Annotated in this window: 22 protein-coding genes and 1 tRNA gene; 9 read left to right on the forward strand and 14 right to left on the reverse strand. The window is 70.8% G+C overall.

Going from position 1 to position 23953, the window contains the following annotated elements:
* The first annotated feature begins 107 nt into the window (after window positions 1-107).
* The 5 genes from OO69_RS37975 to OO69_RS37995 all read left to right on the forward strand — a co-directional run bounded on the left by OO69_RS37975 (window position 108) and on the right by OO69_RS37995 (window position 3945).
* Window positions 108-1088: an ABC transporter ATP-binding protein gene (locus OO69_RS37975; RefSeq protein ID WP_033285592.1), complete on the forward strand. Its 981-nt coding sequence runs from the start codon at window positions 108-110 to the stop codon at window positions 1086-1088.
* Window positions 1078-1986 (forward strand): ABC transporter permease subunit, encoded by a 909-nt coding sequence (locus OO69_RS37980; protein WP_033285488.1) that lies wholly within the window; start codon window positions 1078-1080, stop codon window positions 1984-1986. The genes OO69_RS37975 and OO69_RS37980 overlap by 11 nt, the downstream gene beginning before the upstream one ends.
* Window positions 1983-2894 (forward strand): ABC transporter ATP-binding protein, encoded by a 912-nt coding sequence (locus OO69_RS37985; protein WP_033285489.1) that lies wholly within the window; start codon window positions 1983-1985, stop codon window positions 2892-2894. The genes OO69_RS37980 and OO69_RS37985 overlap by 4 nt, the downstream gene beginning before the upstream one ends.
* Window positions 2895-2905: 11 nt before the next feature.
* Window positions 2906-3625: an ABC transporter permease gene (locus OO69_RS37990; RefSeq protein WP_033285490.1), complete on the forward strand. Its 720-nt coding sequence runs from the start codon at window positions 2906-2908 to the stop codon at window positions 3623-3625.
* A gap of 80 nt (window positions 3626-3705) precedes the next feature.
* On the forward strand, window positions 3706-3945 hold the full coding sequence (locus OO69_RS37995; protein WP_019055074.1) for a hypothetical protein: 240 nt from the start codon (window positions 3706-3708) through the stop codon (window positions 3943-3945).
* A gap of 112 nt (window positions 3946-4057) precedes the next feature.
* Here OO69_RS37995 and OO69_RS38000 read toward each other — a convergent pair.
* The 10 genes from OO69_RS38000 to OO69_RS38045 all read right to left on the reverse strand — a co-directional run bounded on the left by OO69_RS38000 (window position 4058) and on the right by OO69_RS38045 (window position 14417).
* A tRNA-Ser gene (locus OO69_RS38000) sits at window positions 4058-4147 on the reverse strand.
* Window positions 4148-4471: 324 nt separating this feature from the next.
* Window positions 4472-5275 carry an HAD family hydrolase gene (locus OO69_RS38005; protein WP_033285491.1) on the reverse strand — a complete coding sequence of 268 codons (804 nt, stop codon included), beginning with the start codon at window positions 5273-5275 and terminating at the stop codon, window positions 4472-4474.
* Complete coding sequence (serS, locus tag OO69_RS38010) at window positions 5272-6549, reverse strand: serine--tRNA ligase (RefSeq protein WP_033285593.1); 1278 nt, start codon at window positions 6547-6549, stop codon at window positions 5272-5274. Before serS ends, OO69_RS38005 begins: the two co-directional genes overlap by 4 nt.
* A gap of 562 nt (window positions 6550-7111) precedes the next feature.
* Window positions 7112-8044 carry a prephenate dehydratase gene (gene pheA / locus OO69_RS38015; RefSeq protein WP_033285492.1) on the reverse strand — a complete coding sequence of 311 codons (933 nt, stop codon included), beginning with the start codon at window positions 8042-8044 and terminating at the stop codon, window positions 7112-7114.
* A gap of 72 nt (window positions 8045-8116) precedes the next feature.
* The gene (gene efeB, locus OO69_RS38020) at window positions 8117-9415 is read right to left on the reverse strand and encodes an iron uptake transporter deferrochelatase/peroxidase subunit (RefSeq protein ID WP_033285493.1); all 1299 of its coding nucleotides are present in this window, start codon (window positions 9413-9415) and stop codon (window positions 8117-8119) included.
* 8 nt (window positions 9416-9423) lie between these two features.
* Window positions 9424-11475: a copper resistance CopC/CopD family protein gene (locus OO69_RS38025; RefSeq protein WP_033285494.1), complete on the reverse strand. Its 2052-nt coding sequence runs from the start codon at window positions 11473-11475 to the stop codon at window positions 9424-9426.
* Window positions 11476-11490: 15 nt separating this feature from the next.
* Window positions 11491-11937: a copper chaperone PCu(A)C gene (locus OO69_RS38030; protein ID WP_033285495.1), complete on the reverse strand. Its 447-nt coding sequence runs from the start codon at window positions 11935-11937 to the stop codon at window positions 11491-11493.
* Complete coding sequence (locus OO69_RS38035; RefSeq protein WP_033285496.1) at window positions 11934-12584, reverse strand: SCO family protein; 651 nt, start codon at window positions 12582-12584, stop codon at window positions 11934-11936. Before OO69_RS38035 ends, OO69_RS38030 begins: the two co-directional genes overlap by 4 nt.
* Before the next feature lie 93 nt (window positions 12585-12677).
* Window positions 12678-13397 (reverse strand): YcnI family protein, encoded by a 720-nt coding sequence (locus OO69_RS38040; RefSeq protein ID WP_033285497.1) that lies wholly within the window; start codon window positions 13395-13397, stop codon window positions 12678-12680.
* A gap of 171 nt (window positions 13398-13568) precedes the next feature.
* Complete coding sequence (locus OO69_RS38045) at window positions 13569-14417, reverse strand: hypothetical protein (RefSeq protein WP_033285498.1); 849 nt, start codon at window positions 14415-14417, stop codon at window positions 13569-13571.
* A gap of 236 nt (window positions 14418-14653) precedes the next feature.
* On the opposite strand from OO69_RS38045, the gene OO69_RS38050 reads away from it, so the two are divergent.
* Window positions 14654-15100 (forward strand): ATP-binding protein, encoded by a 447-nt coding sequence (locus OO69_RS38050; protein ID WP_019055063.1) that lies wholly within the window; start codon window positions 14654-14656, stop codon window positions 15098-15100.
* Window positions 15101-15174: 74 nt separating this feature from the next.
* On the forward strand, window positions 15175-16008 hold the full coding sequence (locus OO69_RS38055) for a triphosphoribosyl-dephospho-CoA synthase (RefSeq protein WP_033285499.1): 834 nt from the start codon (window positions 15175-15177) through the stop codon (window positions 16006-16008).
* Between the two features lie 15 nt (window positions 16009-16023).
* Here OO69_RS38055 and OO69_RS38060 read toward each other — a convergent pair whose 3' ends face one another.
* From OO69_RS38060 to OO69_RS38075, 4 genes are all read right to left on the reverse strand, one after another.
* Window positions 16024-17274, reverse strand: coding sequence for an MFS transporter (locus OO69_RS38060; protein WP_033285500.1), 1251 nt, complete (start codon window positions 17272-17274; stop codon window positions 16024-16026).
* A gap of 68 nt (window positions 17275-17342) precedes the next feature.
* A complete protein-coding gene (locus OO69_RS38065) occupies window positions 17343-18734 on the reverse strand; it encodes a PLP-dependent aminotransferase family protein (protein WP_033285501.1) in 1392 nt (463 codons plus the stop codon).
* 129 nt (window positions 18735-18863) lie between these two features.
* Complete coding sequence (locus OO69_RS38070) at window positions 18864-20339, reverse strand: aminopeptidase P family protein (RefSeq protein WP_033285502.1); 1476 nt, start codon at window positions 20337-20339, stop codon at window positions 18864-18866.
* 93 nt (window positions 20340-20432) lie between these two features.
* Window positions 20433-21977, reverse strand: coding sequence for a PP2C family protein-serine/threonine phosphatase (locus OO69_RS38075; RefSeq protein ID WP_078652746.1), 1545 nt, complete (start codon window positions 21975-21977; stop codon window positions 20433-20435).
* A gap of 462 nt (window positions 21978-22439) precedes the next feature.
* Between OO69_RS38075 and OO69_RS38080 the strand changes: the two genes are divergently transcribed.
* Together OO69_RS38080 and OO69_RS38085 are read left to right on the forward strand one after the other, a co-directional pair.
* On the forward strand, window positions 22440-23105 hold the full coding sequence (locus OO69_RS38080; protein WP_033285504.1) for a bifunctional DNA primase/polymerase: 666 nt from the start codon (window positions 22440-22442) through the stop codon (window positions 23103-23105).
* A gap of 95 nt (window positions 23106-23200) precedes the next feature.
* Window positions 23201-23770 carry a hypothetical protein gene (locus tag OO69_RS38085; RefSeq protein ID WP_033285505.1) on the forward strand — a complete coding sequence of 190 codons (570 nt, stop codon included), beginning with the start codon at window positions 23201-23203 and terminating at the stop codon, window positions 23768-23770.
* Window positions 23771-23953 lie beyond the last annotated feature (183 nt).

The raw sequence follows: 23953 nt of genomic DNA on the forward strand, positions 1-23953 counted from the left end.
AAGTAGGGGCATCCCCTACGGACCCGTACGTCTGGAGTCTGACGTGAGTACAGCTCTGCGGGGTGACGACCGCAGTGGCCCGCGTCACTACCTTCGTAGACGTGACTGTGATCGCGACCGAAAGCCTGAGCAAGCGGTTCCCACGGGTGACCGCGCTTGACCGGCTCTCCGTGGACGTCGGACCCGGTGTGACGGGGCTCGTCGGTGCCAACGGAGCCGGCAAGTCCACCTTGATCAAGATCCTGCTGGGTCTGTCCCCCGCCTCCGAGGGCCGAGCCGAAGTGCTCGGCCTCGATGTCGCCACCAAGGGTGCCGACATCCGCGAGCGCGTCGGGTACATGCCGGAGCACGACTGTCTGCCGCCCGACGTCTCGGCCACCGAGTTCGTCGTCCACATGGCGCGCATGTCCGGCCTGCCGCCCACCGCGGCCCGAGAGCGCACCGCGGACACCCTGCGCCATGTCGGTCTGTACGAGGAGCGCTACCGCCCCATCGGCGGCTACTCGACGGGCATGAAGCAGCGCGTCAAGCTCGCGCAGGCCCTCGTCCACGACCCGCAGCTGGTCTTCCTGGACGAGCCGACCAACGGCCTCGACCCGGTCGGCCGCGACGAGATGCTCGGCCTCATCCGCCGCATCCACACGGACTTCGGCATCTCGGTGCTGGTGACCTCGCACCTGCTCGGCGAGCTGGAGCGCACCTGCGACCACGTGATCGTGGTCGACGGCGGCAAGCTCCTGCGGTCCAGCTCCACCACCGACTTCACCCAGATCACGACCACCCTGGCGATCGAGGTCACCGACACCGACGAGCACCCGGACGGCACCCGCGCGGTGCGCGACGCGCTCCACGCGCGCGGGGTGGACACGCACGACGGCAGCGGCCTCCCGGGCGCCGGCCACGTCCTCCTCCTGACGGCCACGGGCGAGGAGACGTACGACGTGGTCCGGGACGTGATCGCGGACCTCGGCCTGGGCCTGGTGCGCATGGAACAGCGCAGGCACCACATCTCCGAGGTCTTCACCGACGCCGACACGGGCACCGACCACGACGCAGAGCGGAAGGAGGCCGTAGGCCATGGCAATTGACCAGCCCCTGGTCCCCCAGCCGGGCGACCAGACCCGCATCCACAACATCGGCTACCGCCACTACGACGGCCCCCGCCTGGGCCGCGCGTACGCCCGCCGCTCCCTCTACTCGCAGTCCCTGCGCGGCTCGTACGGCCTCGGCCGTTCGGTGAAGTCCAAGGTGCTGCCGATGCTGCTGTTCGTGGTCATGTGCGTGCCCGCGGCCATCATGGTGGCCGTCGCGGTCGCCACGAAGGCCAAGGACCTGCCCGTCGACTACACGCGCTACGCGATCATCATGCAGGCCGTCATCGGCCTCTACGTAGCCTCGCAGGCACCCCAGTCGGTCTCGCGCGACCTGCGCTTCAAGACCGTGCCGCTGTACTTCTCGCGGCCGATCGAGACCGCCGACTACGTAAGGGCCAAGTTCGCGGCCCTGGCCTCGGCCATGCTCATCCTCACCGGGGCCCCGCTGATCGTGCTCTACGTAGGCGCCCTGCTGGCCAAGCTGGACTTCGCCGACCAGACCAAGGGCTTCGCCCAGGCACTCGTCTCCGTGACCCTCCTCTCACTGCTCTTCGCCGGCATCGGCCTGGTCATCGCCGCCGTCACCCCGCGCCGCGGCTTCGGCATCGCGGCCATCATCGCCGTACTGACCATCTCCTCCGGCGCGGTCTCCACCCTCCAGGCGATCGCCGACGCGCAGAACTCCACGGGCGCCATCCCCTGGATCGGCCTCTTCTCGCCCGTCACCCTCATCGACGGTCTCCAGTCGGCGTTCCTGGGCGCGAGTTCGGCGTCCCCCGGAGGCGTCGGTCCCAGCCACGCGCAAGGTGTGGTCTACGTCCTCGCCGTCCTGGGCCTCATCGCCGCGACCTACGGCCTCCTGATCCGCCGCTACCGGAAGGTGGGCCTGTGACCACGCTCTCCATCGACCACGTCTCCCGCTGGTTCGGCAACGTGGTCGCCGTCAACGACATCACCATGAACGTCGGCCCCGGCGTCACCGGACTCCTCGGCCCGAACGGCGCCGGCAAGTCCACCCTCATCAACATGATGGGCGGCTTCCTCGCCCCCTCCACCGGCACCGTCACCCTGGACGGCCAGCAGGTCTGGCGCAACGAACAGATCTACAAGCACATCGGCATCGTCCCCGAGCGTGAGGCGATGTACGACTTCCTTACGGGGCGCGAATTCGTCGTGGCCAACGCGGAGTTGCACGGTCTCGGCGCCAAAGCGGCCCAGAAGGCGCTGGCCACGGTCGAGATGGAGTACGCGCAGGACCGCAAGATCTCGACGTACTCCAAGGGCATGCGCCAGCGCGTGAAGATGGCGTCCGCCCTGGTCCACGACCCCTCGCTGCTCCTGCTCGACGAGCCCTTCAACGGCATGGACCCGCGCCAGCGCATGCAGCTCATGGACCTGCTGCGGCGGATGGGCGACGAGGGCCGCACGGTGCTGTTCTCGTCCCACATCCTCGAAGAGGTCGAGCAACTGGCCTGGCACATCGAGGTGGTGGTGGCCGGACGGCACGCGGCCAGCGGCGACTTCCGCAAGATCCGCCGCCTGATGACCGACCGCCCGCACCGCTACCTGGTCCGCTCCAGCGACGACCGCGCCCTCGCGGCCGCGCTGATCGCCGACCCGTCGACGTCCGGCATCGAGGTCGACCTGGCCGAAGGTGCGCTGCGCATCCAGGCCGTCGACTTCGGCCGGTTCACGGTCCTGCTGCCCCGGGTGGCCAAGGACCACGGCATCCGGCTGCTCACGGTCTCGCCGTCCGACGAGTCCCTCGAGTCCGTCTTCTCGTATCTCGTCGCGGCGTAGGAGGCCAAGAGATGTACGACCCCACAGTCGCCCGACTCACCTACCGGGCCCTGCTCGGCCGGCGCCGGGCCCTCATCCTGGGCGCCCTGCCCATGCTGCTGATCCTGATCTCCGTGGTGGTGCGTTCCCTCACCGGCGCCGACGACCAGACCGCGGTCGACGTCCTGGGCGGGCTCGGGCTCGCCACGATGGTGCCGATCATCGGTGTCATCGCGGGCACCGGCGCGATCGGTCCGGAGATCGACGACGGCTCGGTGGTGTACCTGCTGTCCAAGCCGCTGAAGCGGCCCACGATCATCTTCACCAAGCTGATCGTCGCGGTCGCCGTCACCATGGTGTTCTCGGCGGTCCCCATGCTGATCGCGGGCCTCATCCTCAACGGCAACGGCCAGCAGATCGCCGTCGCCTACACGGTGGCCGCCCTCGTCGCGTCCATCGCCTACGCGGCACTCTTCCTGCTGCTCGGCACGGTCTCCCGGCACGCGGTCGTCTTCGGACTCGTCTACGCCCTCGTCTGGGAAGCCCTGTTCGGCTCCCTGGTCGCCGGCGCCCGCACGCTCAGCGTCCAGCAGTGGTCCCTGGCCGTCGCCCACAAGGTGGCCGGCGGCGACCTGGTCACCTCGGACGTCGGACTGACCACGGCCACGGTGTTCCTCGTCGCGGTCACCGCCGGAGCCACCTGGTACGCCGGACAGAAGCTGCGCTCGCTGAAGCTCGCCGGCGAGGAATGACAGGTCCTGATCTTGACGGGGGCTTCATCTCTGTCCGGGCACACTGGACAAACGTGGACGCACGGCTGGGAGGAACGGGGATGGCCGGAGAGGCGACGTACGGCGGCGGACAGGCGGAGTCCGGCGACGGCTGGGACAAGCTGGTCCTGGACGACGACTTCATACGGTCCGCCGAGACGGCCGAGCCGTCGGCCCGGGCGCGGATGCTTGCGGCGCGCTGGCGTGCGGAGTCTCCGGAGCCGCAGCCTTGGCGTTCCGACGAGCCGCCTGCCGGGTGGTTCTTCAGTAAGGCTCGGCGGCGGAAGTGGCGGCGGCGGTAGGGGTTCTGGCCGGATGCGTAGTTCGTTGGCTGCGGGCGAGTGGGGGCTGGTCGCGCAGTTCCCCGCGCCCCTTGGGTGGGACCACGTACCCCGGGTCTTAGTACTCGACATCTGGCGGAGGATGCACGGATCGAACGTGCGCGGGCTTTCCAGCCCGACCAGGGCTTAGCAAGCCCGTGCCTTACCACTCGGCCAATCCTCCGGGAGGGCGGCCCACGCGATAATGAGTCGCGTGCTCGAAGCGGCCGCCCCGGGCAGCTCCCCGTGGTGGGCGACTCGACGGAGGGTAACTACTCCGGAGACCGCCGCGGGCTGCCCTGAAGGGAGTTGGACGTCCTGTCGTGCATCGACATCGTCCAGCTCCTCTCCCAGTCAGTGGCGCCGGCTGATCCGGCGTCGACACAACAACTGTGCCTGTAGGCCGAGTTGGACGCCACCGAATTAACGGGGCTCAGGCAGGCGCCCCAAAAGGGGCGCGGGGAACTGCGCGACCAGCCCCCACCGGACCCGCAGCCATACGACGACCTCAACCCAGCAGTCGCTCCAGCACCACCGCGATCCCGTCGTCCTCGTTCGACGACGTCACCTCGTCCGCCACCGCCCTGAGCTCCTCATGCGCGTTGGCCATCGCCACGCTGTGGGACGCCCAGGCGAACATCGCGATGTCGTTCGGCATGTCGCCGAAGGCGATCGTGTCGGCGGACTTCAGACCCAGGCGGCGTGCCGCGATGGACAGGCCCGTGGCCTTGGAGAGGCCGAGCGGGAGGAGTTCGACGATGCCCGCGCCGGCCATCGCGACCGAGACGAAGCCGCCCGCGGCCCTGCCGGCCGCCTCGGCGAGCTGGTCGTCCGTGAGCGTCGGGTGCTGGATGTAGATCTTGTTCAGCGGCGCGGCCCACAGCTCGGACACGTCCGAGAGGGGAGTCGACGGCAGCGAGCCCGTGACCGCGTACCCGTCGCCGACCAGCACCTCCCCGTCCAGGCCGTCCCGGCTCGCCGCCAAGTACAGCGGGCCGACCTCCGCCTCGATCTTGGCGAGTGCCACCCCGGCCAGTTGGCGGTCCAGGGTGACCGACGTCAGCAGGCGGTGCTCCCCGGCGTCGTAGACCTGCGCGCCCTGGCCGCAGACCGCGAGGCCGTCGTAGCCGAGGTCGTCGAGGATGTGCCGGGTCCAGGGGACCCCGCGGCCCGTCACCACGATGTGCGCGGCGCCGGCCTCCGCCGCCGCCGCGAGGGCGGCACGGGTGCGCGGCGAGACCGACTCGTCGGAGCGCAGGAGCGTTCCGTCGAGGTCGGTCGCGATCAGCCGGTAGGGGAAGCCGGCGGTCACTTGGCGACCGGCGTCAGGACCTCACGGCCGCCCAGGTACGGACGCAGCACCTCGGGCACGCGCACGGAACCGTCGGGCAGCTGGTGGTTCTCCAGGATCGCCACGATCGTGCGCGGTACGGCGCACAGCGTGCCGTTGAGCGTGGCCAGCGGCTGGACCTTCTTGCCGTCGCGCAGCCGCACGGACAGCCGGCGGGCCTGGAAGCTGTCGCAGTTGGAGGCCGAGGTCAGCTCGCGGTACTTGCCCTGGGTGGGGATCCACGCCTCGCAGTCGAACTTGCGGGACGCCGACGAACCCAGGTCGCCCGAGGCCACGTCGATGACCTGGAAGGGCAGTTCGAGGGCGGACAGCCACTGCTTCTCCCAGTCCAGGAGCCGCTGGTGCTCGTTCTCCGCGTCCTCGGGGAGGACGTACGAGAACATCTCGACCTTGTCGAACTGGTGCACGCGGAAGATGCCGCGCGTGTCCTTGCCGTACGTGCCGGCCTCGCGGCGGAAGCACGGGGAGAAGCCCGCGTAGCGCAGCGGCAGCTTCTCCGCGTCGAGGATCTCGTCCATGTGGTAGGCGGCGAGGGGGACCTCGGAGGTGCCGACCAGGTAGAAGTCGTCCTTCTCCAGGTGGTACACGTTCTCCGCGGCCTGGCCGAGGAAGCCCGTGCCCTCCATGGCGCGCGGGCGGACCAGCGCCGGGGTCAGCATCGGGATGAAGCCGGCCTCCGTGGCCTGGGCGATCGCCGCGTTGACGAGGGCGAGCTCAAGCAGCGCGCCGACGCCCGTGAGGTAGTAGAAGCGCGAGCCGGAGACCTTGGCGCCGCGCTCGACGTCGATGGCGCCCAGCGCCTCGCCGAGCTCCAGGTGGTCCTTGGGCTCGAAGCCCTCGGCGGCGAAGTCGCGGATCGTGCCGTGCGTCTCCAGGACGACGAAGTCCTCCTCGCCGCCCACGGGCACGTCGGGGTGCACGAGGTTGCCGAGCTGGAGCGCGAGGCGCTTGGTCTCCTCGTCCGCCTCGTGCTGCTCGGCGTCGGCCGCCTTGACGTCGGCGGCGAGCTGGCCCGTCTTCTTGAGCAGCTCGGCCTTCTCGTCGCCGGAGGCCTTGGGGATGAGCTTGCCGAGCGCCTTCTGCTCGGAGCGCAGCTCGTCGAAGCGGACGCCGGACGACCTGCGCCGCTCGTCGGCGGACAGGAGAGCGTCGACGAGCGCGACGTCCTCTCCACGGGCGCGCTGGGACGCGCGCACACGGTCGGGGTCCTCACGGAGCAGGCGAAGGTCAATCACGCGGAACAGGCTACCGGTGCCGGGTTCCGGCTCACGACTCAGCATTCTGAACTGCGGCTTACATCCAGTTATGCGGTAATTGCGCAGAGTGTTCCCGCATGTCGACGCGGGTCAATGAAAAGGCGTCCCGCTCCCTGGAACGGGGCAGGCGCGAGGCGGCCTGTTGACCCGAATCCCTTGTGGGAAACGGGACTTGAGGGCGCGGTTGTCCACAGGAATCCACATCCCGGAAGAGTTATCCACAGGGTGTGCGAAAGATCTGTGGACATCGGAAATGATCATTTCCAAAGCGTTTCGCGCGACGGGCAATTCCTGTCCCAAACGCACCTCCCACCCACTTTCGGGTGGAAATGCGTCGCTCCATAGGATTGCTCGAAGGAAACAGGTGGACGAAGAGTGACCTACGCCCCGGTGGACGAGCAGACGGCCTGTAGGGAGATTTGTCGACTGGATCGCACTTCGTTGTCGACTTGTCCCCAGGTCGAGAAGCGGACCTGTGGATAACTTCTGTGGATAACGAAGATACGCAGGTAGTACCGGGACGCTACACAGGTCCCACCGGTCAGAAACGGCCGTCCTGGCAGTGCGCGACCCAGTCGGCCGCGGCCAGGAAATCCTCGTCCGAGGTCGCCGGGAAGAGCGGCCGCACCCCGTCCACGCCGACGTCCGCGCGCGGGTACGAACCGAGGAAGCGCACCTGGAGACAGATCCGCTTGAGCCCGGCCAAGGCCTCGGCGACCCGGCGGTCGGAGATGTGTCCCTCGGCGTCGATGCAGAAGCAGTAGTTGCCGATGCCGGCTCCGGTCGGGCGGGACTGCAGCAGCATGAGGTTGATGCCCCGGGTGGCGAACTCGCCCAGCAGATCGCGCAGCCCGCCGGGGTGGTCGTCACGCTGCCAGATCACGACCGACGTCTTGTCCGCGCCGGTCGGGGCGGCCGGGCGGGCGGGCCTGCCCACCAGGACGAACCGGGTCTGCGCGTTCTCCGCGTCGTGGATCTCGGTCTCCAGCGCCTCGAGACCGTACCGGGCGGCCGCGAACTCACCGGCGAACGCGGCGTCGTAGCGGCCCTCCTGGACCAGCCGGGCGGCGTCCGCGTTCGAGGCCGCCGACTCCCACAGGGCGTCCGGGAGGTTCGCCTTCATCCAATTGCGGACCTGCGGCTGGGCGGCGGGGTGCGCGGAGACCGTCTTGATGTCGGAGAGCTTGGTGCCCGGCCTGACCAGCAGCGCGAAGGTGATCGACAGCAGCACCTCGCGGTAGATCATCAGCGGCGCGCCCGCGACCAACTCGTCCAGGGTGGTGGTGATGCCACCCTCGACGGAGTTCTCGATCGGCACGAACGCGGCCTCGGCCTCGCCGGTGCGCACCGCGTCCAGCGCGGACTGCACCGACACGTACGGGATCAGCTCCCGGGTGGCCGCCTCGGGAAGCGTCCGCAGGGCGACTTCGGTGAAGGTGCCCTCAGGGCCGAGATACGCGTAGCTGGCTGGCATGACCTCACCCTAATGGGCCTTGCGGAACGCGGTGTCCGCTTCCTGGCCCAGCCACCCGTGAGGGCGACGGCCTCACCCCTCCAGCAGCCGCTGCCCCACGTACTCGCCCTCCGCCGCCCCGCCCGGCACCGCGAACAGACCGCTCGCCTCGTGCCGGATGTACGTCGACAGGGCATCCCCGCGGTCGAGTTTCCGCTGCACGGTGACGAAGCCGCGCAACGGGTCCGCCTGCCAGCACACGAAGAGGAGCCCGGCGTCCGGAGTGCCGTCCGCGGCGATGCCGTCGTGGTAAGAGAAGGGGCGCCGCAGCATCGCCGCGCCCCCGTTCTGGTCGGGCCGCGCGATCCGGGCGTGCGCGTTGATGGGGACGACCAGGGCGCCCTTCGCGTCGGTCTTCTCCAGGTCCATCGCGGTCGTCTCGCCGCCCCCGGACAGCGCGGCCCCATTGGACTTGCGGCGCCCGATCACGTTCTCCTGGGCGCCGGTCGAGAGCTTCTCCCAGTCGTCGAGGAGCATGCGGATCCGGCGTACGACGGCGTAGGAGCCGTTCGCCATCCAGGCCGGGTCGGTCGAACCGGTCGCCGGCACGAAGATCCGCTTGTCGAAGTCGGACTCGGCCGGCTTGGGGTTGCGGGTGCCGTCGAGCTGGCCCATCAGGTTGCGGGCCGTCATCTTGTGGGCCGTGGCACCCGGCGTCCGGTTGAAGCCGTTCATCTGCCAGCGGACCTTGGCCGCGCTGCCCGCGTCCTTCTGGATCGTGCGCAGGGCGTGGAAGGCGACCAGCGCGTCATCGGCGCCGATCTGCACCCACAGGTCGCCGTTGCTGCGTGCCTTGTCGAGGTGGTCGGAGGAGAAGTCGGGGAGCGGGTCGAGGGAGACGGGCCGCTGCTTCTCCAGTCCCGTACGGGAGAAGAAGGAGTTGCCGAAGCCGAAGGTGATCGTCAGCGACGAGGGTCCCGCGTCCCGGGCGACATCCGTGTCGTCCTGTGCCGCCGCCTCGCCCGCCATCAGCCGCTGGGCGGTCGTCGACCAGCGGCGCAGCAGGGCCGCCGCCTCCTTGCGGCTGGCGCCCGCCGCCAGGTCGAAGGCGACGAGGTGGCCGCGCGCCTGGAGGCCCTCGGTGATGCCCGGCTGATGTTTCCCGTGAAACATTGCCATGACCTCGCCCAGCGAGGTCAGCGGTGTGGCCCCGGCGGGCGCGGACGCGTACCCCACGGCCCCGCCCGCCGCACCGAGCACGAGCCCGGTGGCACCGGCCGTACCGAGGAGCCGTCGGCGGGAAATGCCCTCCCTGGGGGAGGCGTTTTCGGAAACGGCCTCCCCGGGAGGTGCCTCTACGGTCCGGGCCTCGGGAATGGACTGGTCAGGCATGGCGTGGTTCAGCCGATCTGCGCGTTCTTGTCGACGGTCGTCTGGTCGATGTCGGAGGTCCGCACGGTCACCGAGATCTTCCAGTCGCCCGCCATGGGGATCTGGATTCCGTTCGCGGCCCAGTGCCCGGTGGTGATGCGGTCGGGCGTCACGGGCAGCGGGCCGATCTTCTTCGCGGCCAGGGTGAAGGCGACCTTCACCTCGGGGACGTCGAAGGCCCGGCCGTTGGGGCGCTGCACATAGACGTGCATCTCGTTGCCGCCCACGCGCGCGGGGTCGAGGTCGAGCCGTATGACGCCCTTGCCGTCCGTGCCTCCGGTGTCGAACGACATGTCCAGGGTCAGAGCACCGGCGGACGACGAAGAAGAGGACGAGGACGAGGACTTGGCCGCCTTGGCGTCCTCCTCCGTGCGGCCCGGTTCGGTGGCCGTCAGGGCCGTGGTGACGGCGAGGACGACGACGGCGACGGCGGCCTCGGCGAGCACGGACCGGCGCAGCCCGAAGCGGATCGGGTCGGCGTCCCGCAGTCGCTTCTGCCGGGTGGAGTCCACGGCGGCCTGCTGACGGGCGAGTTGGGCGGCGCGCTTGGAGTCGCCCGCATCCGAATCGGCGCCCTTGGCGGACGCGGCCACATCGGTCACATCGGAGTCGGCCTCGGCGGACGCGGTGGCGCTGGAGACACCGGCCTTGGTCGAGGTCGTAGCGCTGGAAGCACTGGCCGCGGCAGACGCCGTAGCGCTGGAGTCGGCAGTCGTCGTGGACGCGCTGGCGTGCGCCTTCTCCTTCTCCGGCGCGCGTTCCTCGACGGTTGTCGCGGTCGCCTCGGCCGTCTCCGCCAGCCGTGCCGTCCAGCGCCGCGAGATCGACGCGATGCCGACGAGCAGCGCCACGAGGCCGATCTTCACGAGCAGCAGCTGGCCGTAGCCGGTGTCGGTGAACGCCGACCAGGAGCCGAGCTGGCGCCAGGACTGGTAGACGCCGGTCGCGACGAGTGCGAGGACGCTGCCGAAGGCGATGCGCGAGAAGTTCTGTACGGCGGTCCGCCCGACCAGGTTGTCGGCGGGTGCCCGGTAGAGCGCGACGAGGAGGGCGGCGAGGCCGCCGAGCCAGATGGCGACGGCCAGCAGGTGGACGACGTCGACGGGCATCGCGATGCCCGGCTGCAGCCCGGTCGAGGCGTGCTCGGCCAGCGCCCAGCTCGCCGCGAGCCCGGCGGCCACCACACCGCCGCCGATCGAGAGGCCGAAGGTGAGGTCCCGCTTCTCCTCGTCCTCCCGCTTGTCGTACGCACCGAAGAGCACGGCGATGAACAGCGCGGCGGCGGCGAGGAGAAGGAGCCGGGAGACGAGGGCCGCGCCGGTCTTGGTCTGGAGAACCTGGCCGAGGAGGTTCAGGTCGAAGATGTCGCCGACCTTGCCGGTGGTCGAGTACGAGCCGCGCAGGAGCAGCAGCCAGAGCGTGGCAGCGGTCAGCGAGACCCAGCCGGAGACCACCAGCCGCTGCAGGGCGCGCACTCCGGCGCCGCGCTGCCAGCAGGCCAGGATGAAGGCGGCGCCGCCGACCATGACGATGAAGCCGGCGTACGACATGTAGCGCCCGAAGCCGTACAGCCCGCCGACGAGTCCGCCGCCGACGTCCTGCTCGGCCGACGCGGAGACGGTGGTCTTCGAGGGGGAGCCGATCGAGAAGGTGAAGGCGCCGCCGACGGGGTGGCTGTCGGCCGACACGACCTGCCAGGCCACCGTGTACGTGCCGTCGGGCAGTCCGCTGCGCACCTGGGTGGCGTAGGTCGTCCCGCTGATGTTGGACGGTTTGCCGACGTCGACGCGTTTGCCCTTCGGGTCGAGGACGCGCAGCGAGTCGTCGTTCGTCGAGACCTTCTCGGAGAAGGTGAGCGAGATCTGCGTCGGCGCCTTGTCGACCACCACCCCCGAACTGGGGTCGCTGCCGGTCAGCGCGGCGTGCGCGGAGGCGGTACCCGCCCCGGCGAAGAGCATGCCGGTGACGGCCAGGAGCAGCAGCACCAGATTGCGGACGCGGGGGGTGATGGTCGTCTTCAAGGTGGGGTCCCTCCCTCAGTGCCCGGTCGTGGGGTTGTACGTCGCCGACTTCACGGGCATCTCAACCGTGAGAGGGCCGGACTTGGCAAAGTGCAGCTTCACGGTCACGCTGTCGCCCTGCTTCAGCGTGTGCTTCAGCTTGTCGAACATCAGGTGGTTGCCCCCGCTCTTGAACACGAGTTGACCGTGTGCGGGCACATCGAGGGACTTCACCTCCTCCATCGCCTGGCCGACGGTCTCGTGCACGGAGACCGGGCCGAGGTCGCTGGTGACGGAGGTCAACTCGTCCTTGGCGCCGCCCTTGTTGGCGATGTCCAGGAAGCCCGCGGCCATGTCCGAGACCGGCTGGGGCATATAGGCGGAGCTGACGGAGAGCTGGGCCTTCGCGTCGTCCGAGCCGCCGCAGCCGGTGAGGACCAGCGCGCCGGTCAGCACCGCGACGGGCGCCGCGAACCGCCTCACGGATTCTCCCCCTTGATGATCTTCGGGAGGTCCTTGGTGTAGTCGTCGACGGTGGTGTCCTGGCCGTAGAGCAGATAGCCGCCGTTGGTCTTCGGGGAGAACGCGACGACCTGGGTGCCGTGGACGGAGACCAGCTTGCCGTTCTTGTCCTTCGAGGTCGGCTCGATGGAGATGCCGATGGAGCGGGCGCCGGCCTGGATGGTGGCGAAGTCGCCGGTCAGGCCGACGAACTGGGTGTCGATGCCCTTGAGCCACTTGCCGAGCTCGGAGGGGGTGTCGCGGGCCGGGTCGGTCGTCACGAACACGACCAGCAGCTTGTCCTGCTCGGCCTTGGGCAGCGCCTTCTTGGCGACGGCGATGTTGTTCATCGTCAGCGGGCAGATGTCGGGGCAGTGGGTGTAGCCGAAGTAGATCAGCGTCGGCCGGCCCTTGGACTCCGCCCGGAAGTCGTACTTCTTGCCGTGCGTGTCCGTGAGGACCAGGTCCGGCTTCTCGAACGGGGTGTCGAGCACGGTGGCGGCCTGGGTCGCGGTGTCCTCGGAGACCACGGAGACGGGGCTGGTGCCGTCGTCGCCGCTGCCGCAGGCGGAGAGCGTCAGGGTGGCGGCGGCGAGCAGAACGGCCGCCGCGAACGTCTTCTTGCGCATAGAGAAATGTCCCAGTTGTGAGAGCTCCGGCGCGCACCGGGGTCGTACGCAAGAGTCGCACGGACCCCTGTGCGCGCCATGAGCGGACGGGCCTCAGACGGTCGTACGCCGTCGGCCGGCGAGAACGCCGTACGCCACGCCCGCCGCGCCGACGGCGATGCCGACCACGCCGAGGACGCGGGCGGTGGTGTCGGAGGAGTCGGCGGACGACGAGGTGGAGTCGGCGGCGGTGGTCTCGGTCTTCTTGGAGGCGTCCTCGGCGGTCGCGCCGGAGGCAGAGGCGGAGGTCAGGGTGAGGGTGGGAGCCGGGTTCTCGGGCTCCTCCTCGCCGTCCTTCTGCACCTCGATCCAGCGCACGACCTGCTTGTCGGAGTACGTCTGGAGCGCCTTGAAGACGAGCTGGTCGGCGTCCGTGGGCAGCATGCCGACGGAGACCGGGAACTTCTGGAAGTAGCCGGGCTCGACGCCCTTGCCGGTCGCGGTCCAGGTGACCTTGGTGACGGCCTCGGTGATCGTCTCGCCGTGCATCTCGGCCGGCTTGGCCAGCTTCGACCTGGTGACCTTCACGGTCCAGCCGCTGATCGGCTCCGGCATCACGGAGGCCAGCGGGTGGTCGGTCGGGAAGTTCACCTCCAGCTTGGTGGTCGAGGCGTCGTCACGCTCGTTCGGGACCTTGAAGTCGACGACCGCGTAGCCGCCCTTGACGGCCGCGCCCTCCGGCTGCACGGAGACGTGCGCGAAGGCGGGGGAGGACAGCACGAGCACGGCCGAACCGGCGACACCGACGGCGGCGGCGATACGAGAAGCCTTCATGAAAGGAGCACTCCACTTCGAGTTCGAGTGAGTTCCGGTGGTGAAGAGGGGCGCGTGGTGTCCCAGGTGCACCGGGGTTTCCCGGCTGCAGAACACGGGCACGCGCGTGTGCCGCACGACGGCGGCCTCTCCACGCACAAGAAGGGAGTGCGGGTCGGTGGTCGCGTCGCGTCAGGCGGCGAGGGTGTGGGGGGCGGCGGCCGGCGGACCGCGCCGGATCACCGAGTGCTGGAGCGCGGTGGTGTGCGGCGCGGGCGGCGCGAACAGGGCGCTACGAAGCGGACGCGGGCCCGCCTCGGGCGCCCCCGGCAGCCCGGCCCGCAGGGCGCGCACCAGGGCGAGGGCCCCGCGCAGGGACCGTACGAGCGCCCCTTCGGCGACTCCGTGCGCCGACAGTTCCATCAGGCGCAGCAGCGCCAGGTCCCCGCGCCGCAGCAGCCAGCCCGCGGCGAGCGCCGCGAGGACGTGACCGAGCAGCATCGACAGGGACGGGAACAGCGACATCGAGGAGGCGGCGGAGGTGGACATGGCGTCCGCCGGGTGATGCATCGACCCCATGCCGCTCATCGCACTCATCGAGCCCGAGGCCGGCAGCAGGCGCGCGTCGGTGAGGATCTGGTGGGCCTGCGCCGGGCTGATCGCCGTGGCGGTGGTCCCGCACAGGAGATGCGCGGCGCGCGCGACGAGCGTGGCGTCGGAGGTCGAGAGAGAGGTCGAGAGGGAGTCGGCCGATGTGGTGGTGGCCGTCTGCCCGAGTCCGAACAGCGTGTGCAGCACGGTCTGTCCGACCGCGAGCGGCACCACGATCCCCGGCAGCGAGCGCGCGCGCCCGGCGAGCGGGGCCACGACGAGGAAGGTGGCGAGGAAGCCCGCGCCCAGGGTCCACAGCGGAACGGTGGCGCAGGAGGCGATCGCGTGACCGGCCGCGGCCAGCACGACACAGACCGCGGCGAACACCGCGGCCCTCAGGACCCGGAGTTCACCTCCGGAGCGCGCCGTACGTGGGTGGGGGGCAGTCATGGCGGGCTCATCATCGCACCGGCCTTATCGCCGCTATACGGCAGGTCCGCAACATCGGGGCCATAGTGTGTCGTAGGTCACAAAGATCACTCTCCGGCGTGAGCTACCTCCGGATACACCAATTACGTTTGGGACGCATCGCCCATATGGGCGGCATCACGTCAACTCCGTGCTTACACAGGGGCACTGGCGGCAATAGGTATCACTATGTCGAGCCGCGGCCGGGAGGCTGGAGCATGAGCATCTGGTGGTCACTCCATCTGAGGCGCGAGGCCGCGAGCGTGCCACTCGCCCGGCGACTGTTTCTCGGCACGATGGAGACCGCGGGCGTCGACCCGGACATCTCCTACGACCTCTCCGTCGCCCTGAGCGAGGCGTGCGCCAACGCCGTCGAGCACGGCGGCGACACCGCGCACGGCGCGCCGACGGAGGCGTACCGGGTCACCGCGTACCTCGACGGCGAGAAGTGTCGTATCGAAGTCGCGGACTCCGGCCCCGGTTTCGCCCGCACCCAGTCCGTCCGCCCGGCCCCGAGCGAGGCCGAGAACGGCCGCGGCCTGTGCCTCATCCAGGAACTCGCCGACCACGTCCACATCGGCAACAAGCCGGGCGTGGGCGGCGCGGTGGTGAGCTTCGACAAGATCCTGAAGTGGCGGAAGGACGCGCCGCTGATGGCGGTGTGAGGGCTCGTCCGGCGCCGGCGCCGCCCCGCGACAGCCCCTCCCCTTCGGCCTCCGCCTCCTCGTAAGGTACGACGATGCAGAGCCGCGAGGACGAGGCACTGGCGCGGGCCGCCGTGGACGCGCTCACCGGGCAACTGGCGCTGGCTCCCAAGCCGGGCCTGCCCGACCCGCGCGACCTGGCCGCCCGTACGACCCGCGTGGACCATCGCGCCCTGCGCTGGTCCGCCAAGGCGCTGGCACCCGGCCTCGCGGCGATGGCGGCGTCCGCCCGCCGCACTGGCGAGCCAACTCCCGTGCTCCGCGCGGAACTCGGCGCGATCGGCCGCTGCACGGAGCACTCCGTCGCGCTCGCGGGCGGCGGCCACCGGGGCGCCCTGTGGGCACTGGGCCTGCTGGTCGCGGCGGCCGCCCTGGACCCCCGTGCCGGAGCCGAGGACGTCGCCGCGACCGCGAAGCGCATCGCCGCCCACCCCGACCGACGCGCCCCGCGCAGACCCTCGCGCGGCTCGTCCATCTCGGCGAAGTACGGCGCGGCCGGTGCGCGGGGCGAGGCGAAGGCCGGATTCCCGCACGTACGGCGGGCGTTGGACACCCTCGCGGCGGTCCGTGCGGCCGGGGCTACGGAGACACAGGCTCGCCTCGACGCCCTGCTCACGGTGATGTCCACCCTCCAGGACACCGAACTCCTGCACACCGTCGGCCCGTTCGGCCTGCGGCACGTCCAGGCAGGGGCTCGCGGTGTCCTGGAAGCGGGCGGTACGGCGACGGCGGCGGGCGCGGCGGCCCTGACCGCCTTCGACACCGACCTGCACGCACGCGCGTGGAGCCCTCGCGGAAGCGCGGGGCTCCTGGCGGGCGCGCTGTTCCTGGACTCCTTACCGGTCAACTCACCAGCACTGGCCGCCTGATCGGACCGGTGCCGGTCAACTCGCCAGTGCGGACTGCCTGTTCACCGCGCCCGCCTCGCCATCGTCCGCCGCACGCCCCGCACCCGCCGCCCGCCGCGCCGCCGGCCCCATCGCGTACGACGCCACGACCGTCGCCCCGCCCAGCAGCAGCCAGCCCGGCGTCCCCCACTCCAGGAGGAGGGACGTGAGCACCAGGGGGCCCATCGTCCTGGCGACGGTGACGCCGGTGCCGAAGAAGCCCTGGTACTCGCCCACCCGGTCGGCCGGGGCCAGGTCGAAGGAGAGCTGCCAGGAACCCGCCGACTGCCCCATCTCGGCGGCCACTTGGAGCACCGCTCCGAGAACCAGCGCCCCTACGGCCACCCACGGCGACGCGCCCGCCGACAGTGCGAACACCGCGCAGGCCGCCAGCATGATCCAGCCGGACCGCCGCACCGCGCGCGTGGCCGACGCGAGCCCCGTGATCCCACGGGCCATGCGCACCTGGAAGACCATCACCGCCCCGGTGTTGAGCACGAACAGCGCGGACACCAGCCAGGTCGGCGCGTCCGTCCGCTCCGCGATCCACAGCGGCAGCCCGAGGCTGAGCAACGGCATCCGCAGCAGCAGCACGGTGTTGAGCAGCGTGACGACGACGTACGGCCGGTCCCGCAGCACTCCGAGCCCGCCCGCCTTCCGCACCTGGACGCCCCGCACCGACGGCAGCCGCACCAGCAGCCCCGCGCACACCAGGAAGCTCAGCGCGTCCAGCGCGAACACCCCGAGGTACGCCGACCGCGTCCCCGCCCGCAGCGCGAGCCCGCCGAGACCCGCGCCGACCGCGAGACCGGCGTTCAGCGTCGACTGGAGGTGGGCCAGCAGCCCGGTCCGCTCCCCGGCGGACACCAGCCCCGCCAGCAGCGCCTGCCGGGCCGCCGCGAGCCCCGACTGCGCCGAGGCGTAGGCACACGCGGCGATCACGAACGGCACGAATCCCCGGACGACGAGGAAGGACGCCACCGCGAGCCCCGTCGCCAGCGCCAGCAGCACCGCCGTACCCCGCGGCCCGCGCCGGTCGGCCAGCCGCCCCAGGGGCACCCCGACCAGCGAACCGACGGCCCACGCGAGGGTGAGCCCGAGGCCCACGCGCGCGGGGGCGAGCCCGACGACGTGGGTGAAGTACAGCGCCGAGGTCACGTAGTAGGCGCCGTCGCCGACCGAGTTGGTCAACTGGGCGAGTGCGAGGGTGCGTTGCGGGCCCGCGGGCGGGACGAGTGAGTTCGTCATGGGTACGACGTTAGAAGCTCGGTGGGCCTGTGGAGAGGCCCAATGGATGCTTCTTTTGTTGGTCCAATTCAGGACCCTTCCAGTACTCTTCCCAACGCGTCCAAGGCCTCCGGGTACACCCGCTCGCGAGGCGTCCCGTACCCGACCACCAGCCCCTGCGGCCGCCCCTCGTCCGAGCCCGCCGCATGCCAGTGCTCACCCAGCCGTCCCACCGCGAGCCCCTCCTTCTCGGCCCGCGCGAGCACCGCCTCCTCGTCGTCGACCTCCACCAGCGCGTGCAGCCCGGCCGCGATGCCGTAAACGTTTGCGTGCGCCCCCAGCCGGCCGAGGAGCTGGTCGCGGCGGCGCCGGTAGCGCAGTCGGCACGCGCGCACGTGACGGTCGTAGGCGTGGCTGTCGATCAGTTCGGCGAGTGCCAGCTGGCCGATGGTCTCGGTGTGGTGGTCGCTGTGCAGCTTGGCGTCGGCGACCGCGTCGACCAGGTGCGGCGGCAGCACCATCCAGCCGAGCCGCAGCGCGGGCCCGAGGGTCTTGGACGCGGTCCCCAGGTACACGACCTGGCCCGGCGCCATCCCCTGGAGCGCGCCCACGGGCTGCCGGTCGTAGCGGAACTCCCCGTCGTAGTCGTCCTCGACGATCAGGCCGCCACGCGCGCGTGCCCAGTCGGTCAGCGCCCGTCTGCGCTCCGGGTGCAGGGTCACGCCCGTCGGGTACTGGTGGGCCGGGGTCACCACCACGGCCGCCGCGTTCCCCAACTCCTCGGCGCGGGCGCCCCGTTCGTCGACCCGGACGGGCACCACGCGCCCTCCGTTGTGCCGGACCACCTCCCGGTGGAACGGCAGCCCCGGGTCCTCCATCGCGACCTCGGCGACACCCCGGCCCGCCGTCGCGTCCAGCACGCGCGTGAGGAGCGCGAGTCCCTGCACGTACCCGGACGTGATCACGATCCGCTCCGGGGGCGCGATCACCCCGCGCGCCCGCCCCAGGTACCCCGACAGCGCGGTGCGCAGTTCGACGCGACCGCGCGGATCGCCGTAGTCGTACGCCAAGGAGGGTGCCGTCGCGATCGCGCGGCGCAGCGAGCGCAGCCAGGCCGCCGCCGGGAACATGCCGACGTCGGGGCTCCCGGGCCGCAGGTCGTAACGGGGTACACGCGCGCGTGCCGCCGCGCCCGGTGCCTCCGCGTCGACGGAGGGCAGCCGCGCGACCTCGGTGCCGGAGCCCTGGCGCGCGGTCAGGTAGCCCTCGGCGACGAGCTGGTCGTAGGCCGCCTTCGCGGTGCCCCGGGATACGCCGAGTTCGGTCGCGAGGCGGCGGGTCGCCGGGAGGCGGGTCCCGGGGGACAGACGGCCGTCCCGTACGGCGTCGCGGAGCGCGCGTTCGAGGCCGACCCGGCGGCCTCCCTCGGAGTCGGGTTCCAGATGCAGGTCGACCCCGACGCCGGACCAGAAGTCGTTCACGAAAAAGCCCTCCCCCTAGGCGCGTTCATGAAAAATGCCCTCCCCTGGGCACACGATCGGCACACGAATGGCCGGGCACAGCAGGTGTGCCCGGCCATCAGTCTTGTATCAGGTGGCAGCCGTCAACTGTCAGCCCTTGAGGGACGCCATCCAGCCCTCGACCTCGGCCGAGGTGCGGGGCAGGCCGTCCGACAGGTTCCGGTTGCCGTCCTCGGTCACCAGGATGTCGTCCTCGATGCGGACGCCGATGCCGCGGTACTCCTCGGGGACGGTGAGGTCGTCCGCCTGGAAGTACAGGCCGGGCTCCACCGTGAGGACCATGCCGGGCTCCAGGGTGCCCTCGACGTACGTCTCGGTCCGCGCGGCGGCGCAGTCGTGGACGTCCATGCCGAGCATGTGACCCGTGCCGTGCAGCGTCCACCGGCGCTGGAGGCCCAGTTCCAGGACGCGCTCCACGGGACCCTCGACAAGACCCCACTCGACGATCTTCTCGGCCAGCACGCGCTGCGCCGCGTCGTGGAAGTCGCGGTACTTGCCGCCCGGCTGCACCGCCGCGATACCGGCCTCCTGGGCCTCGTACACGGCGTCGTAGACCTGCTTCTGGATCTCGGTGAAGCGGCCGTTGATGGGTAGCGTGCGGGTGATGTCGGCGGTGTACAGGGTGTGCGTCTCGACGCCGGCGTCCAGGAGGAGCAGGTCGCCGGAGCGGACCGGGCCGTCGTTGCGCACCCAGTGCAGGGTGGTGGCGTGCGGGCCCGCGGCGCAGATCGAGCCGTAGCCGACGTCGTTGCCCTCCACGCGCGCGCGGAGGAAGAACGTGCCCTCGATGTAGCGCTCGCTGGTGGCCTCGGCCTTGTCGAGCACGCGCACGACGTCCTCGAAACCGCGGACCGTCGAGTCGACGGCCTTCTGCAGCTCGGCGACCTCGAACTCGTCCTTGACCAGGCGCGCTTCGGAGAGGAAGACCCGCAGTTCCTCGTCGCGCTCGGCGGTGACCTTGTCGGTCAGCGCGGCCTCGATGCCGGCGTCGTAGCTGCGGACCACGCGGACGGGGCCGGTGGCCTCGCGCAGGGCGGCGGGCAGTTCGCGGACGTCGGAGGCGGGGATGCCGTAGAGCCGCTCGGCCTCGGTGAGGGAGTGGCGGCGGCCGACCCACAGCTCGCCCTGGCCGGAGAGCCAGAACTCGCCGTTCTCGCGGTCGGAGCGCGGCAGGAGGTAGATCGTCGCCTTGTGGCCCTCGGTGCTGGGCTCCAGGACGAGGACGCCGTCCTCGGTGAGGTTGCCCGTCAGGTACGCGTACTCGACCGACGCCCGGAAGGGGTACTCGGTGTCGTTCGAGCGGACCTTCAGGTTGCCCGCGGGGATCACCAGGCGCTCGCCCGGGAAGCGCGCGGAGAGCGCGGCACGGCGGCGGGCGGTGTGCTCCACCTGCTCGACCGGCTGCAGATCGTGCAGCTCGGTGTCGGCCCAGCCGGACTTCATGCTGTCTGCGAGCTCGTCGGACACGCCCGGGTACAGACCGTTCTTCCGCTTCTTGATGGGCTCTTCAGGCTCCTCAGACTCAGTCTCCGGGGTCTCCGGGGTGAGCTCGTCGGCCACGGTCATCCTCCTAGATACGGCACTGGACCCCGTCCATCGTACGGTCGTACGGAAGGGGGCCCAGGGCCGTATGGCCTGTTACACATGGCTGTCCGGCGACTACTCGAAGCGAGCCGCCAGGAGGACGACGTCCTCGTCGCTGTCGGCCGTGTCGAGGCCGTCCGGCAGGACCGTCCGCAGGACGTGGTCGGCGATCGCGGCCGGGTCCTCGCGCAGCGCCTTGGGGACGCTCGCGGCCGCCGCGTGCAGGCGGGCGAAGGCGCGGTCCATGGGGTCGCCGGTGCGGTGCAGCAGCCCGTCCGTGTAGAGCAGCACCGTCTCGCCGGCCTCCGCCTCCAGTTCCACGCTCGGCGCCTCCCAGCAGGCCAGCATGCCGAGCGGCGCGGACACGGAGGTCTCCACGAACTCCGTGCGCCGCTCGCCGACCAGGAGGGGCGGGCTGTGTCCGGCGCCGGCCAGGGTGATCTTGCGCAGCGCGGGCTCGCAGTAGGCGAACAGGGCGGTGGCCGAGCGGGCGGGCTCGGTGAGCCTGAGGAGCAGTTCGAGGTCGGACAGGACCGCGACCGGGTCCTCGCCCTCCATCACCGCGTACGCCCGCAGGGACGCGCGCAGCCGGCCCATCGCGGCGATCGCGCTCGGCCCGGAGCCGGTCACCGAACCGACCGCGAGGCCGAGCGCGGCATCGGGCAGCGGCAGCGCGTCGTACCAGTCGCCGCCGCCGCGCGGACCCGTGCGGTGCAGCGCGGCGAGCTGCACACCGGCCACGCGGGGGAGCCGGGACGGCAGCAGCTCCTCGGCGATGGTCGTCATGCACGCGCGCGTGCGCTCGACTTCGAGGACGCGGGCCAGGTGCTCGGTGGCGTACCGGGCGTACAGGCCGACGAGGTGGCGCTGCCGCTCGACCGGCTCGGCGGGCTCGTCGTAGAGCCACACGGCGGCGCCGAGCCGCCCGGCCGCGTCGGTCGCCAGGGGGAGCGCGTAACTGGCCGCGTAGCCCAGGCGTACGGCGACCTCGCGGTGGCGCGGGTCGAGGGCGTCCTCGGCGAACAGGTCGGGGTGGACGATCTCGCCACCCTCACCCCCTGGAGCGCCGTCGAGGATCTGGCCATAGGACATCGACCCGCGCGGGACCGTCTCGATGTGCCCGAGGTCGGAGCGGGCGAGGCCGAGGCCGATGGTGGTGACGGGGCCCAGGCCGTCGCCGGGTTCCAGGACGACGAGGCCGCGGCGGGCGCCCACCAGGGCGGCTCCGGCGCGCAGCAGCTCCTGGAGTGCTTCGTCGAGTGCGTCCGTGCGTGCCAGCCGCTCCGTGAGTTCATGGAGGGTCGTGAGATCGGACACCCAGCCCGCGAGCCGGTCCTGGAGCAGGGCACCTGGCGCGTTCGGTGCGGTTTCTGGCGTGTTCTGCGTGTTCGAGGAGGGGCCCGGCGGGGTATCGGTGGCGGCAGGCGCGGGCGCGACAGTGTGTGCGGGCGAGGGAACCGTTGAATCGATTCCAGCCACTTTCGAAGGGTGCGGGGCGTTCATGGCGTCCGGCTTTCCGACCGGTGCGTATTGCTCAAAAGCATCGCAAACCCCCATGTCATTCTGCGCCGCTGGCAGTGTCTCCACATGTACACGCACTCGTGAGGGGATGTCCAGCATTGTCCTGCCGGGATTCCTGGTGTCCATGGGTTTACGGGTGCTATTTCGCTCTCCCCTTGCGGATTGGCAAAGTTGGCTTAAAACTGCATCAGGGGACGGTCCATTGCGGTCGACTGGGTTTGCTCGACGGAGCGTCACAGCGGTCGTGATGGGTACGTACTCGGAGAAGGCCAGGGGTGGCTGGGGGCCACCCGGAACCTGGTGAAGGACCCGGGCGTCTTAACCACCGACGATCGTGCCCCATCCTCCCGTGGCGGAGGCGGAGAGAACTACGCGGGACGGCAAAACGCCAGACTTCGCCACCCCCAATCGCCACGCCCATGCTTTTCAAGCACGCACGGGTTCCCCTTGCCGAAGGCAGGGGTGTGATGCGCCAACAGGTACGCACAGTGAAGTGATCGACACATGGTGTGATGTGGTCCTCGGTGTTGCCAGCGGTGCAACGGAAAGGAACGAGCGCTCATGCGCGAGATCCTCGGAAAGCGACGCAGGCTCCTGTCCAGGCGAGACAGCAGGAGGTCTGAGATGCTCAGCGCGGCCCTGACCTTCGCGACAGAATGGCAATGGCCCGTACTCCCGGGCGTGGCACCGGACCCTCAGGGCCGGGCCCGTTGCGGCTGTCCGGACCCCGACTGCACGGTCCCCGGCGCACACCCCTTCGATCCCGGCCTCCTCGCGGCCACCACCGACGCCCGGATGGTGCGCTGGTGGTGGGGCAACCGGCCCGCCGCCCCGATCGTCCTCGCCACCGGCGACAAGGCTCCCTGCGCGGTCAGCCTGCCCGCACCCGCGGCCTCCCGGGCCCTCGCCGCGCTCGACCGCCAGGGCATGCGCCTGGGCCCGGTCGTCGCCGCGCCGACCCGCTGGTCGCTGCTCGTCAAGCCGTACTCCCTGGAGCAGCTGGGCGAGCTGCTGTACGCCAAGGACCACGTCCCCGGCTCGCTCCGCTTCCACGGCGAGGGCGGCTACCTCGCCCTGCCCCCCTCCGAGACCGGCCAGGGCCAGATCCGCTGGGAGCGCGCACCACTGCCCGGCTCGTCCTCGCCCTGGGTACCCGACGTCGAGGCCGTGGTGGACGCCGTGGTCGAGGCCCTCACTCGTACGGGTGTGAGCGCGCCCGAGTTGTAGGGGTGTCGGGCGTGCGCGGGACATGGCGCCCGTAGTTGGTCGTTATCTTCCGCTGTATGCGCCGTCATTCCGGGGGACGACCCCCAGACCCCCGAATGGTTCGTCTGCTCGCCCTCGCGGGCGTCGCGGTGTGCGCGGTCGCGCTGCCGCTGGCCGTGGCGTCCGCGGGACCCGTACGCGACGAGGGTCACGCGGTCGTACGGTCCCTCTCCCTCGGTTCCTCGGACGACTCCTCCGGCGCCTCTGGCAGCGACGCCAAGGCGCCCTCCGTCGCGCCCTCGCCCGCCCGCTCCCCGCTGACGCTCGGCCTGGGTCTGGCGACGGCGGCGCGCTGCGGACCCGAGCTCTCCTCCCCCGACGGCATCGAGGCGCAGACCTGTGTCATGACGCAGGGTGAGGACACCTGGGCGCGCACCTACTACCGGAACGCCACCGGCGACGACCTGGACGCGGTGCTGAGCCTCATGGGTCCGGCGGACCGCACCGTGCAGATGCACTGCGCCGTGGCGGCCGAGGACGAGCCCGCGCTGTGCGAGACACCCCGGGAGCGGACACGGGGCGAGCTGGCGGCCTACACGGCCGTGGCGGAGTTCGCGGGGCGGAACGGGAGCGGGCCGCTGTTGCTGCGCTCGGGGAGCAACTCCTCGGCGCCTACGGCGAGTTGACGGACGACATCGTTCCGTACACGCGACCCGGGCATGAAAAGACCCGGTTGCTGGCGACGGGGGATGCACCAGCAACCGGGCTACTCGAACGGTAACAAGAGATCGGCGGTTCGCAAATTCGATCTCGGCTATTCGGACACCGACTTCCCTTTCACAACGGGGAGTTGTGACAGGAGTCACCGG

This window comes from Streptomyces sp. NRRL F-525 (assembly GCF_000716605.1).
GTDB lineage: Bacteria > Actinomycetota > Actinomycetes > Streptomycetales > Streptomycetaceae > Streptomyces.

Excerpts from the sequence above, each read along its gene's own strand:
- OO69_RS38040 (WP_033285497.1), bottom strand. The coding sequence starts at position 13,397 with ATGAAGGCTTCTCGTATCGCCGCCGCCGTCGGTGTCGCCGGTTCGGCC.
- OO69_RS38055 (WP_033285499.1), top strand. The coding sequence starts at position 15,175 with ATGCAGAGCCGCGAGGACGAGGCACTGGCGCGGGCCGCCGTGGACGCG.
- OO69_RS37990 (WP_033285490.1), top strand. The coding sequence starts at position 2,906 with ATGTACGACCCCACAGTCGCCCGACTCACCTACCGGGCCCTGCTCGGC.
- pheA (WP_033285492.1), bottom strand. The coding sequence starts at position 8,044 with ATGCCAGCCAGCTACGCGTATCTCGGCCCTGAGGGCACCTTCACCGAA.
- OO69_RS38080 (WP_033285504.1), top strand. The coding sequence starts at position 22,440 with ATGCGCGAGATCCTCGGAAAGCGACGCAGGCTCCTGTCCAGGCGAGAC.
- OO69_RS38050 (WP_019055063.1), top strand. The coding sequence starts at position 14,654 with ATGAGCATCTGGTGGTCACTCCATCTGAGGCGCGAGGCCGCGAGCGTG.
- OO69_RS38045 (WP_033285498.1), bottom strand. The coding sequence starts at position 14,417 with ATGACTGCCCCCCACCCACGTACGGCGCGCTCCGGAGGTGAACTCCGG.
- OO69_RS38085 (WP_033285505.1), top strand. The coding sequence starts at position 23,201 with ATGGTTCGTCTGCTCGCCCTCGCGGGCGTCGCGGTGTGCGCGGTCGCG.
- OO69_RS38035 (WP_033285496.1), bottom strand. The coding sequence starts at position 12,584 with ATGCGCAAGAAGACGTTCGCGGCGGCCGTTCTGCTCGCCGCCGCCACC.
- OO69_RS37980 (WP_033285488.1), top strand. The coding sequence starts at position 1,078 with ATGGCAATTGACCAGCCCCTGGTCCCCCAGCCGGGCGACCAGACCCGC.
- OO69_RS38070 (WP_033285502.1), bottom strand. The coding sequence starts at position 20,339 with ATGACCGTGGCCGACGAGCTCACCCCGGAGACCCCGGAGACTGAGTCT.
- OO69_RS38075 (WP_078652746.1), bottom strand. The coding sequence starts at position 21,977 with ATGCTGGACATCCCCTCACGAGTGCGTGTACATGTGGAGACACTGCCA.
- efeB (WP_033285493.1), bottom strand. The coding sequence starts at position 9,415 with ATGCCTGACCAGTCCATTCCCGAGGCCCGGACCGTAGAGGCACCTCCC.
- OO69_RS37995 (WP_019055074.1), top strand. The coding sequence starts at position 3,706 with ATGGCCGGAGAGGCGACGTACGGCGGCGGACAGGCGGAGTCCGGCGAC.
- OO69_RS38060 (WP_033285500.1), bottom strand. The coding sequence starts at position 17,274 with ATGACGAACTCACTCGTCCCGCCCGCGGGCCCGCAACGCACCCTCGCA.